17 protein-coding genes and 3 tRNA genes are annotated in these 17,686 nt (G+C 40.1%); all 20 read left to right on the top strand.

The features are described from left to right. Positions 1 to 264 precede the first annotated feature (264 nt). A complete protein-coding gene (locus PHC29_07830) occupies positions 265 to 969 on the top strand; it encodes a M15 family metallopeptidase (GenBank protein MDD5109388.1) in 705 nt (234 codons plus the stop codon). A gap of 47 nt (positions 970 to 1,016) precedes the next feature. After that, a complete protein-coding gene (locus tag PHC29_07835) occupies positions 1,017 to 1,778 on the top strand; it encodes an N-acetylmuramoyl-L-alanine amidase (GenBank protein MDD5109389.1) in 762 nt (253 codons plus the stop codon). Between the two features lie 25 nt (positions 1,779 to 1,803). Beyond that, positions 1,804 to 3,933: a copper-translocating P-type ATPase gene (locus PHC29_07840; protein MDD5109390.1), complete on the top strand. Its 2,130-nt coding sequence runs from the start codon at positions 1,804 to 1,806 to the stop codon at positions 3,931 to 3,933. 163 nt (positions 3,934 to 4,096) lie between these two features. Then, a complete protein-coding gene (locus tag PHC29_07845; protein MDD5109391.1) occupies positions 4,097 to 5,785 on the top strand; it encodes a cation:proton antiporter in 1,689 nt (562 codons plus the stop codon). 187 nt (positions 5,786 to 5,972) lie between these two features. After that, positions 5,973 to 7,349, top strand: a complete 1,377-nt coding sequence (locus PHC29_07850; GenBank protein ID MDD5109392.1) for an APC family permease — start codon at positions 5,973 to 5,975, stop codon at positions 7,347 to 7,349. 223 nt (positions 7,350 to 7,572) lie between these two features. After that, positions 7,573 to 8,088 (top strand): hypothetical protein, encoded by a 516-nt coding sequence (locus tag PHC29_07855; GenBank protein ID MDD5109393.1) that lies wholly within the window; start codon positions 7,573 to 7,575, stop codon positions 8,086 to 8,088. A gap of 30 nt (positions 8,089 to 8,118) precedes the next feature. Continuing rightward, positions 8,119 to 8,313 (top strand): hypothetical protein, encoded by a 195-nt coding sequence (locus PHC29_07860; GenBank protein MDD5109394.1) that lies wholly within the window; start codon positions 8,119 to 8,121, stop codon positions 8,311 to 8,313. Positions 8,314 to 8,349: 36 nt separating this feature from the next. Further along, on the top strand, positions 8,350 to 8,607 hold the full coding sequence (locus PHC29_07865; protein ID MDD5109395.1) for a hypothetical protein: 258 nt from the start codon (positions 8,350 to 8,352) through the stop codon (positions 8,605 to 8,607). A gap of 63 nt (positions 8,608 to 8,670) precedes the next feature. Continuing rightward, a complete protein-coding gene (locus PHC29_07870; GenBank protein ID MDD5109396.1) occupies positions 8,671 to 9,084 on the top strand; it encodes a serine hydrolase in 414 nt (137 codons plus the stop codon). Between the two features lie 324 nt (positions 9,085 to 9,408). After that, the gene (locus PHC29_07875; GenBank protein ID MDD5109397.1) at positions 9,409 to 10,068 is read left to right on the top strand and encodes an RNA-binding protein; all 660 of its coding nucleotides are present in this window, start codon (positions 9,409 to 9,411) and stop codon (positions 10,066 to 10,068) included. Further along, positions 10,065 to 10,310, top strand: a complete 246-nt coding sequence (locus PHC29_07880) for a DNA mismatch repair protein MutS (GenBank protein MDD5109398.1) — start codon at positions 10,065 to 10,067, stop codon at positions 10,308 to 10,310. The genes PHC29_07875 and PHC29_07880 overlap by 4 nt, the downstream gene beginning before the upstream one ends. A gap of 76 nt (positions 10,311 to 10,386) precedes the next feature. Next, on the top strand, positions 10,387 to 12,396 hold the full coding sequence (gene glgP / locus PHC29_07885) for an alpha-glucan family phosphorylase (GenBank protein ID MDD5109399.1): 2,010 nt from the start codon (positions 10,387 to 10,389) through the stop codon (positions 12,394 to 12,396). Between the two features lie 48 nt (positions 12,397 to 12,444). Continuing rightward, positions 12,445 to 12,518 (top strand) — tRNA-Arg (locus tag PHC29_07890). A 7-nt stretch (positions 12,519 to 12,525) separates the two neighbouring features. After that, the gene (tadA, locus tag PHC29_07895; GenBank protein ID MDD5109400.1) at positions 12,526 to 13,029 is read left to right on the top strand and encodes a tRNA adenosine(34) deaminase TadA; all 504 of its coding nucleotides are present in this window, start codon (positions 12,526 to 12,528) and stop codon (positions 13,027 to 13,029) included. Continuing rightward, positions 12,991 to 13,079, top strand: a tRNA-Ser gene (locus PHC29_07900). Before tadA ends, PHC29_07900 begins: the two co-directional genes overlap by 39 nt. Positions 13,080 to 13,108: 29 nt before the next feature. Continuing rightward, the gene (locus PHC29_07905) at positions 13,109 to 13,342 is read left to right on the top strand and encodes an NIL domain-containing protein (protein MDD5109401.1); all 234 of its coding nucleotides are present in this window, start codon (positions 13,109 to 13,111) and stop codon (positions 13,340 to 13,342) included. Positions 13,343 to 13,351: 9 nt separating this feature from the next. Then, entirely contained in the window at positions 13,352 to 14,914 is a 1,563-nt protein-coding gene (gene dnaX / locus PHC29_07910) for a DNA polymerase III subunit gamma/tau (GenBank protein ID MDD5109402.1), read from the top strand. After that, entirely contained in the window at positions 14,914 to 15,513 is a 600-nt protein-coding gene (gene recR, locus PHC29_07915; protein MDD5109403.1) for a recombination mediator RecR, read from the top strand. Before dnaX ends, recR begins: the two co-directional genes overlap by 1 nt. 97 nt (positions 15,514 to 15,610) lie before the next feature. Beyond that, positions 15,611 to 17,536: an ABC-F family ATP-binding cassette domain-containing protein gene (locus PHC29_07920; protein ID MDD5109404.1), complete on the top strand. Its 1,926-nt coding sequence runs from the start codon at positions 15,611 to 15,613 to the stop codon at positions 17,534 to 17,536. A gap of 29 nt (positions 17,537 to 17,565) precedes the next feature. Continuing rightward, a tRNA-Asn gene (locus tag PHC29_07925) sits at positions 17,566 to 17,641 on the top strand. Positions 17,642 to 17,686: the final 45 nt, after the last annotated feature.

Below are 17,686 nucleotides of genomic sequence, written 5' to 3' on the forward strand. Positions count from 1 at the left end.
TTCTTACTTACTTTAAAAGTTTTCGCTATAGCTTCAAAAGACATTCCGAGCTTATGTAATTCTTTTGCTTTTTGGGAGATACTCTTATATAATATAACAGTAGTTTGTACAGGAATTATTATCTTAGTTTTTATTTCGGACACGGTTCGAATTAGTTGCATTCGCGTCCGCCAACAAGGATAGGGCGCTGCTTCAAACAAGGGACGGAAGGTTCCTTCCGTCGAAAAATTGAGGCGGCGCCTCTCTGTGAAGCCTTCCAAGTGAATGCAAGAGATGGCCAAGAAATATTTAGTTTTTTTCTTTTTATTTCTGAGTGCGATTTTATCCGGTTGCGCTGCCTGGGTTAGCGGCGTAGAGAGGGCGCCGTCCGTAAAGCTTAAGCAATTTCCAGCCGGTTCTCTGCGGAATCCGATTATCGACAGTAATATCACCTTATCCGAGGCGTTAAGGAAGTATGCGCCGCCTGAATTTAAAGAAAAACAGGGATTAGTAGAAGTATTGTACTATTCATTTGATGGTAAAATACACCAGGGCCAGCTTGTCATAGATAAAAGGCTTATAAAAGATATCCGTGAGGTTTTCCGGATAGCTTTAGCAAATAAGTTTCCGATTACCTCTGTCATTCCTATTTCCTCCAGCCGGTTCCTTAAGAATGGAAAATGGAATGATGATGATCAATCCATGCTCGCCAATAATACCTCCGCGTTTAATTATAGAAAGGTAACCGGCGGAAAATCTCTCTCTAGGCATGCCTATGGTTTTGCCGTTGATATTAATCCGGCGCAAAATCCTTATATTAAAGGGGGTATTGTATTACCGCCTAATGCGGTATATGATATACGTAAACCGGGAACACTTAGCCGCGATTCTGTGGTTGTAAAAAGTTTTATACGTTTGGGTTGGACCTGGGGAGGTAATTGGAAATCCCTGAAAGATTACCAGCATTTTGAGAAGGTTCCAGTAAATTAGCGGATATTTCTCCATAAGTTTTAGGGAATTAATTATTTAGGGTAAAAATGAAGAGAGCTTCAAGTTTATGGATAATTATAGGTTTAACGGTTGTTTTAAGCTCTTGCGCGAGAGCACCGATTAAGCCGACGGTGCCTAGCGGCCCGCGGATCTACACGCAGCCAGCAGGCCCCTTCTTAAGACAAAACGTTTTTCATATCGTAGCTCCCGGAGAGACCATCTGGCGCATAAGCAAGATGTATGATGTTAAAATAGGGGATATTGCCCGGGCAAATAATCTAAAAACACCCGAAAAATTAGAGATCGGCCAACGCCTGCTTGTCCCGCAGGCAGCTCCTATAAAACCGGTAATTGCTTTGTACCCTTCGGATAAATGGAAATATATTATTATCCACCATAGCGCAACGGATGAAGGTAATTCGCTTAATTTTAATAAATTGCACAAGCGTAAGGGCTGGGCAGGTATAGGGTATGATTTTGTCATCGATAACGGGACCGATGGCAAGAAGAACGGTCAGATTGAGGCTACGCCGCGCTGGATAAAACAACAGAAGGGCGCCCATTGCCACGCCTCGGATATGAACTCTAAAGGCATAGGCATTTGCCTGGTGGGTAATTTTAGTAAAAGCAGAGTTTCTGAAAAGCAGATGGACGCGTTAGTTTATCTGGTTAATATTTTAAGAGAATATTATAGAATTCCTGAAGGCCGGATTATGGGGCATGGCCAGGTTCCCGGAGCAAGAACCGAATGCCCCGGAAATTATTTTCCTTGGGGAGAGTTTAATAATAAATTAAATTCGAGTGTTTGATATAAAGTACCGGGGGGGGGTAATTATGGATCAAAAAAATAAAACAGGATATACCTGTTCGATGCATCCTGAAATTCAGCAGGATGAACCCGGGGATTGTCCGAAGTGCGGGATGCAGCTTAAGCAAAAACTCCCTTCTGCCGCGGAAGAGGAAAATCAAGAAGCGCGTGTTTTGGGGAAAAAATTTTGGATCGGATTGATTTTAACCGCGCCGGTTTTTTTACTGGCTCTTGGCGAGATGATTCCCGCGCTTAGCTTAAAAGCAATTATTCCTTCCGGAGTATCACGTTGGCTGCAGTTTATTTTCGCCACGCCGGTTGTGTTATGGGCGGGAAATATATTCTTTATTAAAGCCTGGAGATCAATATTAAATAAAAGCCTCAACATGTTTACCTTAATCGCTATGGGCGTGGGGGCAGCTTACGGCTTTAGCGCGGTAGCCATTCTATTCCCGGATATTTTTCCTGGGTCATTAAAACAGCATGGCCAGATCGGTTTATATTTTGAAGCCGCTAGCGTAATTACGGTTTTAGTGTTAATGGGCCAACTCCTTGAGGCCAAGGGGCGTAATCAGACAGGCCAGGCGATTAAAGCTTTGCTTGGGCTTGCGGCTAAGGTTGCGCACCGTATTCTAAACGGTAAAGAAGAGGATGTTGCCATTGATCAAATTAAAAAAGGCGATTTATTGCGGGTGCGCCCGGGAGAGAAGGTGCCTTTAGACGGTATTATTACCGAAGGAAAAAGCACAATTGATGAATCAATGATTTCAGGCGAGCCGTTACCGGTTGCGAAAATTGAGAGAGACCGGGTTGTCGGGGCGACTGTTAATCAGACGGGTACTTTTGTGATGAGGACTGAAAAAATAGGCTCTGAAACGCTGCTTGCTCAAATTGTAAAGATGGTAGCTGATGCTCAAGCCACCCGCGCGCCGATCCAGAAACTTGCAGATCAAGTTTCTGGATATTTTGTTCCCGTGGTTTTAGGGTGTGCGGTAATTGCTTTTATTATCTGGTCTATATTCGGCCCGGCTCCGGCTTTAGCGTATGCTTTAGTCAGCGCTATCTCAGTTTTAATTATTGCCTGCCCTTGCGCTTTAGGCTTGGCAACGCCGATGTCGATTATGGTGGGTGTCGGCAAAGGCGCGCAGTCAGGAATATTGATTAAAAACGCCGAGGCGATCCAAAAGTGCGAGAAGATAACTCATGTTCTTACGGATAAAACCGGCACTTTAACAGCCGGCAAGCCGCGGGTAACCGCCGCGATTATGGCAGGTGGTTGGGATGAGAAATCTTTGTTGAGCTTAGCAGCTTCTATTGAGGCCAGCAGTGAACATCCGTTAGCCCGCTGTGTAGTTGATTATGCAAAAGAAAAAAACTATGTATTGGCGCCAGTTGAGGATTTTCAATCCGTAACCGGCGCAGGAGTTAAGGGTAAAGTTAACGGTAAAGCAGTTTTACTTGGAAAACAAAAATTTATCGAAGCCAACGGAATCAGTTTATCTGAAGAATTAAGAAAGAATTCTGATGCGTTTCAAGAAAAAGCCGAAACGGTTATTTGGGTCGTCGCTGACGCAGAGGCAGCGGGCATACTCGGAGTTTCAGATCCCGTAAAGAAATCAACTCCTGAGGCAATTAGCGCTCTACATAAAATGGGATTGGAGATTGTTATGTTGACAGGCGATAATCAAAGAACCGCGCAAGCCATCGCCAAAAAATTGGGAATTACTGATGTGTATGCCGGCCTTGAACCAAAAGATAAACAGGAGATTGTAAAGAAATTAAAGAGCCAGGGCGCAAGAGTAATGATGGCCGGTGACGGCATTAATGATGCTCCGGCATTGGCTGAAGCCCAAGTCGGTGTTGCCATGGGTACGGGTACGGATGTGGCGATTGAGAGCGCAGGAATTACTTTGGTTAAGGGGGATCTTTTCGGAATTGTTAAGGCGCTTAGGCTTAGCCGGGCAGTTATGCGCAATATCCGCCAGAATTTGTTTTTTGCTTTTATTTATAATGCCATAGGCGTTCCTATTGCTGCCGGCATACTCTATCCGTTTTTAGGATTACTTTTGAGCCCGATGATAGCCGGGGCAGCGATGAGCTTTAGTTCGGTATCTGTGATTGGGAACTCCCTTAGATTGCGCAATATAAAATTATAGAAGTAGAAATATCCCGTAATAAACCTAAATTTAAACATCTGGGTTGATACTCGTTGACAATCAATAGAGTCAGTTTTATAATGTTCTAAAGTGACGAGAGTAGGGCAATTGCTTCGTATTTTCCCAATTTTCCCAAAAATTCCCTCGAGGTTGACTAAAGAAAATGTTCAATCAATTAACTAATACGGTTACTAAGATATCTAATGTTCACCTGAACGCGTTATTCCTGCTTGGCCTGATTCTGTTTGTCGGGACAATGGGTGCCAGGTTATTTCAAAAATTGCGCATACCGCAGGTTGTTGGCTACATTATCGGCGGTATTTTGCTTGGCCAATCGGGATTTAATATTATTAATAAGGATATAATTGATGTCTTGGTTCCTTTTAATTATTTTGCATTAGGCCTCATAGGCTTTATGATCGGAGGGGAGCTTAAAGGTGAAGTATTCCGCCGTTATGGCAAACAGTTTTTAGTAATATTGTTAGCCGAAGGGGTAGCTGCTTTCTTGGCGGTTTTTATTCTTGTTGGGTTCCTGGGCAGCCTTATTTTTGGAAATAGTATTTATTATTGGGCACTCGGCTTATTATTAGGGGCCATTGCCTCTGCTACGGCTCCCGCTGCAACTACTGATGTCCTTCGGGAGTATAAGACTCGCGGGCCGTTAACTACTACAGTATTTGGCATAGTGGCTTTAGATGACGGTTTAGCGCTGATTTTGTTCGCGCTTGCAAGCAGCATTACTCCCGTGATGTTGGGAGCTCGTCCGTCGGTTTTTTCCGCAATTACCAGGCCGATCTATGAAATTATAATGGGTATTGTTATTGGGTTGATATTTAGTGCAGCGCTTATTAAGATTCTCAGAAAATATGCGGAAAGAGATAAAATTTTAGTTTTTTCCTTATGTAGCATACTTTTTGCCTTGGGGTCGGCATTGATAATGAAGATAGATATGCTTTTGGCAGCGATGACTATGGGCGTTGTCTTGGCCAATAAGGAGGTTCGTTTAAGCAAGGAAATTTTTAAACTCATTTCTAGTTTTGCCACCCCATTCTATGTGTTATTTTTTGTCCTTGTGGGCGCAAAGTTTGATTTACACGTTACTACTATGAGCGCTATTATTATAGCCGCACTTTATCTTGTCGGCAGGACTGTCGGTAAGATGATGGGAGCCCGCTTAGGAGCAAAAGGGTCCGGCGCGCCCAAGACGGTTACGCAATATTTACCTTATTGCCTTTTTAGTCAGGCGGGTGTGGCTATCGGCCTTTCTATTCTTGCCTCTCAAATATTTCCGGGAACAATAGGAAACTCTATAATTGTTATCGTGACTCTTACCACATTCGTGGTTCAGCTTTTAGGCCCTCCTTGTGTTAAATATGCGGTTGTGAAGGCCCAGGAGGTGGGATTGAACATAACAGAGGATGATGTGCTGCGTAAAACGAATGTCAGCCATATAATAGATAAGAACCCGCCTTATATATTCGAAAATATGTCGCTTAAAGATATTTTGAATATTTTTAGCAAAAGTAGTTATCATACCTATCCAGTAGTGGACAAAGAAAAAAAGCTAAAGGGGGTCATTACGATTGAGAGCATAAGAAAATCATTCACTTACAGCGAGTCGGGAAATCTTGTTATTGCCCATGATATTATGGAACCTGTAATAACTAATAAAGTATCCCCGGATTCTTCTTTGCTGGAAGCAGAAGAAATCATTGATAAGTATAACGTTGATTATCTGCCTATTGTCAATAGCGATTCATTGCTTTTAGGTTTTATGGAGAAAGAAGCTATAGATAGGTTTGTTTCTTCTAGATTAATTGAAGCTGAAGAAAAAGTAGCTTCAATGGGTTAATTCTTAAAATATCCTTGTGGCTAAAACTGTATGATTTCTGTATACCAAATGAGTTGCGCAATCGTAAGTTATTGACTATAATTGAGTTGGAAAAGCAGGGCTTAATTCTCCCTGCCTCTCCGATTTTTTTTTGCATCATATTGATAAGTTAATAGTTGTGGCGTAGATTATTAAAGGTTAGAAGCTAATGGAAAGAAAAAAAGTACTGGGATTTTGGGATCTTACGCTTTTTTCGTTTTGCGCGATTTTTGGCGTAGAGGCCATAGCAACTTCAGCTGCTATTGGGCCTTCGGCGGTATCCTGGTGGTTGATATGTATTGTTGGTTATTTTCTTCCTTTTGGTTTGATCTCCGCTGAATTAGGTTCCACCTACCCTGAGCAAGGCGGTATTTATATCTGGATTAAGAGAGGCTTAGGAAACAAATGCGCAGCGCGAAGCACTTGGTATTACTGGGTTAGTTTGCCATTATGGGTGCCTGCAATATATATTGCGATCGCGGAAATTATCGGGCATATGTTTTTTCCGAATATGAGCCTTTGGACGCAGGTATTAATAGGGATTATAATGATTTGGATTGCAGCTGGAATTAATTTATGTCCACTCAGGGTCTCAAAATGGGTGCCTAATTTTGGTACGATTACAAGGCTTGCGGTGATAATCGGGATGCTTGTTACAGCTGTAATATATTTTCTAAGGAATGGGCGATTTGCAAACGAAATCAATATATCGAATATCATACCGAATTTAAACGCGGCCATCGTATTTATTCCGATAATTATATACAACCTGGAAGGCTGTGAGCTCATATCCGCGGCTTCCGGGGAAATGAAGAATCCTGCGCGCGATATCCCGAAAGCAGTTATCTTGTCTGCTATTGCGATAGCCTCGCTATATTTGATTACAACATTTGCGGTTTGGGTTGTAATCCCAATTCCTGAAATAAATGTCGCAAGCGGAATACTCCAGGTATTTACAGTTACATTTAGCGGACACTGGATGAAGCAGGTTATCACCGTGGTTTTGGGTTTTCTTATATCCTCTACCCTTTTTGCGGAAATAGTTGCATGGAATCTAGGAATGAACCGAACAGTCGCCGAAGCCGCCAACCACGGTGAATTGCCCAAAATATTAGGAAAGATGACTAAGAGTATGGCGCCGGTTGGAGCTTCGGTTGTATCGGGAATTATCTCGACCGTTGTAATTATTATTTATGGGCTTATCGCTAAGAACGCAGGTGAACTATTCTGGCACGTGGTCTCTTTCAGCCTTGTTGTCGGGCTGTTTTCATATTTAATGCTTTTTCCAAGTTTTATTATTTTAAGAATTAAAGATAAAAACATTAAAAGGACTTATCGAGTGCCGGGCCCGGATTGGTTTGCGATACTTCTTGCGGTTATGGCCGAAATATTTATTTTGATAGCGTTATTGGTGTTATTTATACAGCCAGGACATGATTTTATGAGGTCTGCTTTGCCGATCATTATTGGAGTCCTGGTAACCGTTATTGCCGGAGAAATTTTATTAGCCTATTCATCTAGAGCAAATCGAACGAAAGCAACCTGAAGAAACTGTATGATTTCTGAATGCCAGATAGGTTGTATTAACATAAGTTGTTGACTAATAACCTTGTGAGTGTCAGGGTGTATTTTCCTGTTTTTCCGTTGTTCTTTGGGCACTAGTTACTCTTTAAGCTAGATTCTATGTTTTATAAGGCAATAAGAACAAATTTAGTATTTTGGTGATGAAAAATTTAGGAATGCGAAGTAATAGTTTGCATAAGGAGGAGATGATGAAAAGAATAAAGGCATTGACGATTATTCTTAGCTTATTATTTTTTTCTGTATTTTTGCATAAATCATATGCGGATCAAGTAGAGAAGAATTTTAAAGATCTTTCTTTGGTTTTAGTAAAGGAATCATCGCAAACATTATCTCCTACCGATAAATATGAAAATCTAATCGAAGAATTACGAAATCTTGTTCGGGCCAATCCGCATAGCATTTGGGCTGCCGATGCTCAATATTTGATTGCTACCTTCAGCGTAACAGACCCTCAGCGAAAATTAAAAGAATTAGAGAAAATATTAAAAGATTATCCAAATATCCATCTTCAGGATTGGACAAAAGAAAAACTCGGGTCTTTATTACCAAAAATTGTTGATGAACAGATAGTAAGAATTGAGCTCTCTATTCTGTATAAACAACTGGGGGAGACCAAGAAACTTAAAAAGCTAACAGAAGAATCAATAAAGAAGTTCCCCGAGAAAGCCTACTTATTTAAAGAGATACTTAACATGAAATAAATCAATACGGGGTAATGAGAGATTCTGCTAGTGAAAAAAATAATAGGAGGTAATTCTATCAAAGTTCCTGTCACTAGATACGTACATTTTAAAATAATGATTATGCGGATCTTCAAAAATAGATTTTTTATCATAGTTATATTTTTTTTAGGAATCGTAGTTGGCCTATTCCTGCATAAGATAAATATTTTTAAAGAAAAAGTAACTGCGCGTCTTCAGATATAGCGTCTGTATACTCCGGAAGGGTATTTTGTTAATCCGTTGATTTCAGTAGAAAATCCTCAGGGTGGCGATGTTAAGCTTGAAGGGATAAAATATGCTATTGAAGGATATGTTAATGAATGTAAAGAGAAAGGAGATATTTCAAGCGTTTCAGTGTATCTTAGGCACTTAAACTATGGTACTTGGATAGGGGTTAATGAAAATGAGAATTATGCCGCGGTAAGCCTTATAAAGATTCCGCTTATGCTGGCTTATTTAAAGATGTCAGAAAAAGATCCCGCTATCTTAGATAAATAAATAAAATATGATACGGAACTTAATACACAAGTACTACCACAAGACATAGTTTCAAAAGCTAGCTTGCAACTAGGTAATTTCTATACTGTTGATGAACTGTTAAGTTATATGATTATAGATTCGGATAATATAGCCAAAGAGATCCTTCTTAGAAATATGGATTTTAGATTAATTTCTAGTATGTATACAGCTCTAAAAATACCTGTTCCGGATTTGACTGAACCGGAGTATCAGGTTTCCGCTAAGGATTATGCTACATTTTTTCGTGTCCTTTATAGCTGTACTTATTTAAATGAAGATTTATCTGCAAAAGCAATTGAGCTTTTATCTAAAACAGAATTTAAGAATGGAATTGTCGCTGGCGTACCGGATAATATTACTGTTGCTCATAAGTTTGCAGAGAGAAAATATGCGGGGGGATATGTACTCACTAAAAGGGTGCAACTGCATGATTGTGGCATTGTTGTATTATCCTAAATTTCCATATTTGATTTGTATAATGACTAGAGGAAGAGATTTTAACACTCTAGAGAAGATAATCAAAAATATATCAAAAATCGCCTATGAACATGAAACAAAAGAAATGGATTTATTTTAAGGTTTAAAATTTAAAACCAAGATGTTGTTGGTAAACACTTAGAACTTGTTACGATCATATTCTTATGCTGTGAACGAAACCGAATAACATTTAAATAGCTTATTCGTAATTCATTGACAATAAAACAGTTATGTTATAGTATGTTTTGACGTCGAAAATCGGGAGTAAAATTTAGTTGATTAATAAGGAAGCGTGAGGTTAAAATGAATATATTCGTCGGTAATTTATCTTTTGAAGCCAAGAAAGAAGATGTTTATCAAGTTTTTGCGGCCTTTGGCGCAGTTTCTTCTGTAGAAATTGTAATGGAGAAAAAAGGCAAGAAATCGCGGGGATTCGGATTTCTGGAAATGCCTAATGAGCAGGAGGCGCTCTCTGCGATTGCAGCCTTGAATGGTAAGGAAATATTAGGCCGGCCGATTAATGTTATGCCTTCTTTACCTAAGAAACCAAAAAAAGAGTTTTCCAGCAGGGATAATGAGCCTGGTTTAGCCTTAAAACGGACAGGTAAATATAGAGAAGGTAGGCGTACAATCAGTTATATGAAGAAACGTTTGGGTACTGGAATTACTGCCCCTGTTGCTGAGCGTAAATATAAACCTAATCCTATGCGTTGGCGTAAAAAACCAAGGTGGGCTGCTTCTTCTCAGAAACCTGAAGGTGAGCTTAAGCCTTGGCAGAGGCCTCAAGGTGAGTCTAAACCTTGGGAGAAAAGCCGTGGGGGACCTAAGCCTTGGCAAAAATCTGAAGGAGTATCCAAGCCTTGGCAGAAGCGTACAAGTGCCAAGCCTTGGCGTAAAAGTAGTGATTCCCGTAGGCAATCAGATTTTAAAAAACGTAAGAGCCCGGTTAGCCATAAAAAATGAAATTAAAGCTTAATCTTTTTCCGGTAGTTACGGATATGGAAGATAAGATGGCTAAGATTCTGCAAGAAGCCGTTATTGGCCGCGCAAGCCTTGTTGAGATTGCTTATGGAACAGCTTCGGAAAGTGTGAAGAAACGTATCCTTAATTTTTTAAACAAAAAAGAGAACCGGCGGCTTTATTCGCGATTAGAAAAAACTGATAAAGGATGGGGAAGAGTTTATTTACATTTCAGGTGGAAATGACTAAAACAAGGGGACGGTTCTATTTTTCTAACATTGGTTAAAGAAAAAATAGAACCGTCCCCTTGATTCTAAGCTTATGGAAAAAAATAAAATTTTAGAAGAATTTTATTCATTAGTACAAGTTGATGACCATGATGGCCATTATGCCAAAGATATTGAAGATGGGAGCTATTTTGGCATGCCCTTAAAAAGCATACTGGAAGCGGAAAAGCGCCTGCGTTCAAGTGGCCAAGGAAACATTGCTTATTTTTCTATGGAGTATGGATTGGCTACTAGCTGTTATAATAAATTATCCAGTCAGTTCCCTTTGGGCCCGAGCAATAAGCTACCGGAAAACGGAGTTTTTTCCAATTTCCGCCTGGCGGATTATTTCTTTACTTTACACCAGGATAATATTATTGATTTACCTATTTACAGCGGAGGCTTGGGTATCCTGGCCGGAGACACGGTTAAGACCATGGCGGATTATAATCTTCCTGTAGTAGCCATTGGGATGCTTTGGAGTTCTGGTTACTTTAGGCAGAAGTTTTGGTTTAAATATGGCCAGGCCCCTGAGAAGATGCATTGGGATCCTCATAGTTATCCTGGGCTTATCCCTTTAAAAAATAGAATTAAAATTTCACTTAAGAACGAGGATGTTCATCTTAAGCTTTGGAAATATTATGTCTATAGTTATAAGCACGACGCAGTTGTGCCTCTGGTATTATTGGATTCTAATATTGAATCTAACAGTCAGCGTGCCAGAGAATTTACGGACCAGCTTTACCGCAGTGACAATGTATTTCTGAAATTATTGCAGAGGGTGGTGCTTGGTTTTGGGGGGGTAAACGCTTTAGATGAGTTAGGTTATAATATTGGCACATATCACCTTAACGAAGGGCATGCCGTATTTGCTTTTGTTGCTAGGGCGCGGGGTTTAAAAGATGACCAGCTAAATAAACTTAAAAGCAATTTTGTTTATACCTGCCATACTCCTGTTGAAGCCGGTCATGACAAATTTTCCTTTGATGATTTGAATAATGTACTCAATAAAGAAGATACGGATATTGTCGAAAGGTTTGGAAGGGAGCGTTCGGGATTAGCCAATCTTACCTTGCTTTCTATGAACATATCTTCGGCGATTAATGCGGTTTCCCATAACCATCAGAAGGTAATGCATATCCAGTTTCCCCAATATAAGAATCAGATACAGTATGTTACCAATGGTGTACATCCTTACACCTGGACGTCGCAAAGATTCCAGGAGCTTTTTATGAAATTTCCGGCAAACTTTCCTGATTTTAATAGTAATCCCATGATTTTATCGAGGGTCGCTGAACTTAAAAACAATTCTGATTTCCGTACTCAGTTATGGCAGGCGCATCAATCAAACAAACAGGATTTTTGTAAACTTCTCGAAAGATGGTCGCTTAATAAGGATATATTTACTATCTGTTGGGCAAGGAGGATAGCTGCGTATAAGAGGCCAAGTCTTATCTTGCATGATGTCGCCAGGCTTGCGCGGATTGCCGAAAAAATCGGCCCTTTACAGATCATTTTGGCAGGTAAAGCTCATCCTAATGATAATCTGGGTTTTACTTATGTTAATGAAATGATGGATAAGGTGGATAAATTAAATAAAGATTATGATAAACTAAAAATAATTGTGTTGGAGAATTATGATATTTCTCTTGCTAAGATGTTAACTTCTAGTGTTGATGTTTGGCTGAATAACCCTTTACCGCCTTTTGAGGCTTCGGGAACAAGTGGGATGAAGGCGATCTTAAATGCTGTCCTGCAGATGAGCACGGTTGATGGCTGGGTGGCTGAGGTAACAGATAAGAAGATCGGAGTATTTTTTGGCTATAAGAATAGCGAAGGCAGCGTGGGGGATGAATTTGATCTGCATATGGATGCGGATTCCGAAGAATTATATTGTGCCTTAGAGGGGATGGCTGGCCTTTATTATAAAACTAACCATAGTGGTAAAGTAGATATCTCTTCAGGATGGATAGATATGATGATTGAATGTATCTGTACTTCCTCGCAGTTTAATACCTATCGCATGCTTGATCAGTATAAACAGCAAATCTGGAAGATTGCTTAAAATCCATATAGATTTATCTCTGGAATATGATAAAATAGCTAAAACTTTGCGCCCATAGCTCAATTGGATAGAGCACTTGCCTACGGAGCAAGTTGTTGCAGGTTCGATTCCTGCTGGGCGCACTTTATCGTGATTAATAAACATATAATATATATGCAAGAAGCCTTAAAAGAAGCAGAAAGGGCTTCTTCGGAAGACGAAGTTCCTGTGGGAGCGGTAATTGTTCATAAGGACAAGATTATTGCACGCGGGCATAATCAGATTGAGCGCCTAAAAGACCCCACCGCCCATGCCGAAATAATTGCTATAACCAGCGCAGCAAATTATCTGGGGACAAAGTGGTTGAACGACGCTAGTCTCTATGTTACAATTGAACCGTGCAGTATGTGCGCAGGGGCATTGGTATTATCGCGTATAAAGAATTTATATTTTGGCGCCAGTGATCCTAAAACCGGTGCCTGTGGCTCGGTAGTTAATATCGTTAACCATAAAAAATTAAATCACCGTATAAAAGTTGTCAAAGGAATCCTCAGGTTAGAGTGTAGCTCTTTACTCAAAGATTTTTTTAAGCAAAAAAGAAAGAAGTTGAATTCTGGAGAGGTGGCTGAGTGGTCGAAAGCAACTCACTGCTAATGAGTTGACCTGGGCAACTGGGTCCCTGGGTTCGAATCCCAGCCTCTCCGTTAAATTTTACCAACAAGGAGAAAAATAAATGGATATGGCATTCGGATTAACTTTTCCAGGAGAATTACAGGATGAAAGTATTATTTGTGATCTCTGCAAGCAGTTTGATATTAACTTAAAAATTATTGAGGCTTCTTTTTCTATGGAAGCTGGTTGGGCAATACTTCAAATTGAAGGCCAAGAACAGGAAATCGAACGCGCCTTTGCCTTCCTGGCAGAAAAAGGAGTAAAAGTGCAACGGATTCAGATAAATAAAAAATAAAACTCCACCATGTCTTATACCGTATTTGCCCTAAAATGGCGCCCGCAGGATTTTGAAAGCATTGTTGGTCAAGATCATATTGTCGGTACCTTAAAGAATGCAATCCAGAAAAATCGCCTTGCACATGCCTATCTTTTTGCCGGCCCAAGAGGGGTAGGTAAAACCTCAGCTGCGCGGATTTTAGCCAAGGCACTTAATTGTAAAGATGGCCCAACATTAAAACCCTGTCAAAAATGTCCTTCTTGTCTTGAGATTAATCAGGGGCGCTCCCTTGATGTTATTGAAATTGACGGCGCCTCTAACCGCGGTATTGATGAAATAAGGGCTCTGCGTGAGAATGTAAAATTTTCTCCTACGCAGGGTAAGTATAAAGTTTATATCATTGATGAAGTGCATCAGATAACCTCTGATGGTTTCAATGCTTTGCTTAAGACGCTTGAGGAGCCTCCGGAGTTTGTAAAATTTATCTTTGCCACAACGCATCCGCAAAAGGTATTGCCGACGATTATCTCACGCTGCCAGCGTATGGATTTTCGCAGGATTACGGTAATTGAAATTATCTCTCAGCTTGAAAAAATTGTCCGCCAAGAGAAGATTACCATAGACAAAGAAGTTCTCTTTGCGATTGCCAAAAGCAGTGATGGCTCATTAAGGGATGCCGAATCCATCCTTGACCAGTTAGTGTCTTTTTCTCAGGGGAATGTATCCTTAAAAGATGCAATCTCTGTTTTAGGCATGGTTGAGCAGGATGTTTTGTTTACCATAACCGATAAGATAATTCAGAAAGATCCGGTTGGATCTTTAAAGCTATTTAATGATATTATCGACGACGGTAAAGACCCGGGTGTATTTTTAGTGAATCTTATTGAGCATTTTCGTAATTTAATGGTGGCTAAAATTTCTAAGGCAGATGCAAAACTGGTTGATCTGCCGCAGGAGGTTTGCGACCGCCTGTTTAAGCAGAGTCAATTACTTAGTTTGGAGGAGATTTTTACCGCTTTTAATATTTTGATTGCAACTCAGGAGATGACTAAGCGCCTGGATTCTCAGCGCATACCTTTAGAGATAAGTTTAGTAAGATTGGCGCACAATAAGAATCGTATAGATTCACCCGTTACCCAGCCCTGTGTTCAGGTAGAACCAAAATCAGCAGCTGTAACTTTTGAAAAAAAAGAAAATTCGATTCCCGAAGAAACAATTAAAGAAGCTTCTGTACAAACTCCATCGATTTCCTTGGAAAATGTAAAAAATGCCTGGAGTAATATCGTGAATAATTTGGCAAAGATTAAAATGTCGGTATCTACTTATTTAAGCGAAGGAGAGCCGACTAGAGTGCAGGGGAACATGGTAACTGTAGCATTTCCGAAAAGCTGTTCTTTACATAAAGAGTCTCTGGATAAAAAAGAGAATAAGATAATGGTTGAAAAAACCGCCTCTGAATTATGCAATACAGATTTAAGATTAAATTTTATTTTAGTTGCTGACCTTGCGCGTGATACCGATACACGCAGCAATCCTTTTGTTAAATCTGCTATTGAAATGTTTGGAGGAAGAATAATTAAAGAGGGCTAATGGCTAATTATACAGCTTCTATAGAGAAATTAATTGAATGTTTAATTAAATTACCCGGTATTGGCAGGCGCAGCGCCGAACGTATTGTCGCCCATGTTTTAGGTGCATCTAAAGATGAAATTAGGCTTTTGTCAGAGTCTTTGAATAAAGTAAAAGAGAGTGTGCGCTCATGTCAGGTTTGTAATAATTTAAGCGAAGAAGAGAACTGTAAAATTTGTCAGGATTTAAGCCGGCAGAAGGATATTGTCTGTGTGGTTGAGAAACCCAGTGATGTTACGGCAATTGAAAAGGCGGGTAATTTTCACGGCCTCTACCATGTCTTACTTGGTTCATTATCGCCTCTTGAAGGAAAGGGCCCCAGCGACTTAAAAATCGATGGGTTAATCCAAAGAATAAAACAGGGAGGCATTAAAGAAATAATTATCGCCACAGACGCCGATACCGAAGGCGAAACTACCGCTTTATACCTTACTAAATTACTTAAGCCTTTAGGTGTAGGTTTAAGCCGCATTGGATTAGGGATACCAGTTGGCTCAAACTTAGAATACGCTGATGCCACTACTCTTTCCATGTCTTTGGAATCTCGCCGCGCAATTTAATCGGAGCATAAGAATTTTTGCCTTTTAAGGTTAAGGATACGCGACGATTATCCGCCAACGTTTTAGTGGCGGATGACTCAGAAAAAATATAACGCAGATGATTAATATTACCAATCTTTCAAAAAATTACGGTGCCAAAGTTCTTTTTGAGAATATCTCCCTTAATATAAATGAAGGAGAGAAAATCGGACTTATTGGGCCAAACGGTACGGGTAAAAGTACCTTATTTTCTTTAATTCTCCAGGAGACGGAAGCTTCTAGTGGAGAGGTTAGAGTAAATAAAGGTGTGCATATTGGTTATCTTCCTCAGGAGGCAAGTTTTAAATCCGAGCATACCGTGCTTGCGGAATTAACCGAAGGCGATGACAGGCTTATGCGTTTTAAAAAAGAAAAAGAGGCTTTGGAATCTAAAAATGAAGCCGGTTCAAAGCGCTATGGCGAAGTTTTGCATGAACTGGAAACTTTAGGTTTTTTTGAGTTGGAGCATAAAGCTAAAAAAATCCTTTCCGGATTAGGTTTTAAAGAAATAGATTTTAATCGCCAGATATCGCAGATGAGCGGAGGCTGGCAGATGCGCGCTCTTTTAGCTAAACTACTTACCTATCATTATGATTTGTTGCTTTTGGATGAACCGACTAACTATTTGGATTTAAATGCTGCGTTATGGCTTAAGGATTATTTGGCTACTTTTAGAGGCACATTTATTATGATTTCCCATGACCGAGCCTTTCTGACGGATGTTACTAATTACACGCTGATTTTAGAAAATGGTTCGATTTTTAAGGTACAAGGTAACTATGAACATTATGAAGAGATAAAGGCGCAGAGGCTTACGCATCTGGTTAAACAATCCAAAGAGCAGGATAAGAAGATACAGCAATTAGGAAAGTTTGTGGCAAGATTTCACGCTCAGCCCAATAAAGCAGCTTCGGTGCGCGCAAAGCGTCGTGTTTTAGAAAAGATGGAGGAGGAAAAAGTCGTTTTACCGCCAGACCCCCGTCAAAGTATTCATGATTTTGTTTTTCCGCAAACACGCCGTTCAGGACACAGAATAATAACACTGGAGAAGATTGCAAAATCTTACGGTAATATTAAAGTGTATGAAGGTTTGGATTTTGAAATAGTCCAGGGTGAAAAAGCAGTTTTGGCTGGGGAAAATGGCGCAGGTAAATCTACTTTACTTAAAATATTGGCAGGAATTGTAGATATTGATAGTGGCAGCAGAGTTGTTGGCCACAATGTGGATATCGGTTATTTTTCACAGACACGCACTGATGTTTTAAATGTTGAGAATACCGTTTTACAGGAAGCATATTCTGCGGCACCGGGTTATACGACAGAAGAATCAATCAGGACTATACTGGGAGCATTTTTATTTAGCGGGGATGATGCGGATAAAAAAGTTAAGGTATTATCTGGAGGAGAAAAGAGCCGGCTTATTTTGGCTAAGCTCTTGATTAATCCGCCGAATTTTCTACTTTTGGATGAACCGACGACGCATCTTGATGTGGATGCGGTTGATGCTTTAGTACGGGCGCTAAATAGTTATGAAGGCACGATTGTTTTTATCAGCCACGATATTTATTTTGTAAGCGCAGTTGCAAATAATGTTTTTGAAGTCAAGGGGGGCAGAATTAGAAAGTTTCCCGGGACATTTGATTACTACCTTCAGAAAAGAGATAGTTTTATTGATACGGTAGAAGCTGAAAAACCTAAAGTTCATGCGCATAAACCGGTTGATGAAATAAAAGAGAAGGTCAAGGAGCAGGAACGTTTACTTAAAGCCGAGGAGAAAAAACGTAAAACTAATAATTCCGTTATCCGTGATAAGATTAATAAGCTTTTAAAGAAGAAAGAAGAGTTGGAGCTGGAAAGTTATGCTAAGGCCCGCGCTCTATCTAATCCGCATTTTTACCGGGATGAAGAGACGGCTAAGGAGTATGGCCGTCGAATGAAGGAGATTGAGAAGCTTATTTTAGAGATTGATGGTCAGATAAAAGCTCTTGAAAACCAGATTGTTTAGTGTTAAAATGCAGCAAAATTAATTTTTATTCCCCCTTAGCTCAGTTGGTAGAGCGAGAGACTGTTAATCTCCAGGTCCTAGGTTCGAGTCCTAGAGGGGGAGCCAATTAAATCTCTCAAAATCCAGAATGAGAGATAAAGATTACCCTGA

This window comes from Candidatus Omnitrophota bacterium, assembly GCA_028712255.1.
In the GTDB taxonomy this organism is placed as follows: Bacteria; Omnitrophota; Gorgyraeia; order Gygaellales; family Profunditerraquicolaceae; genus UBA6249.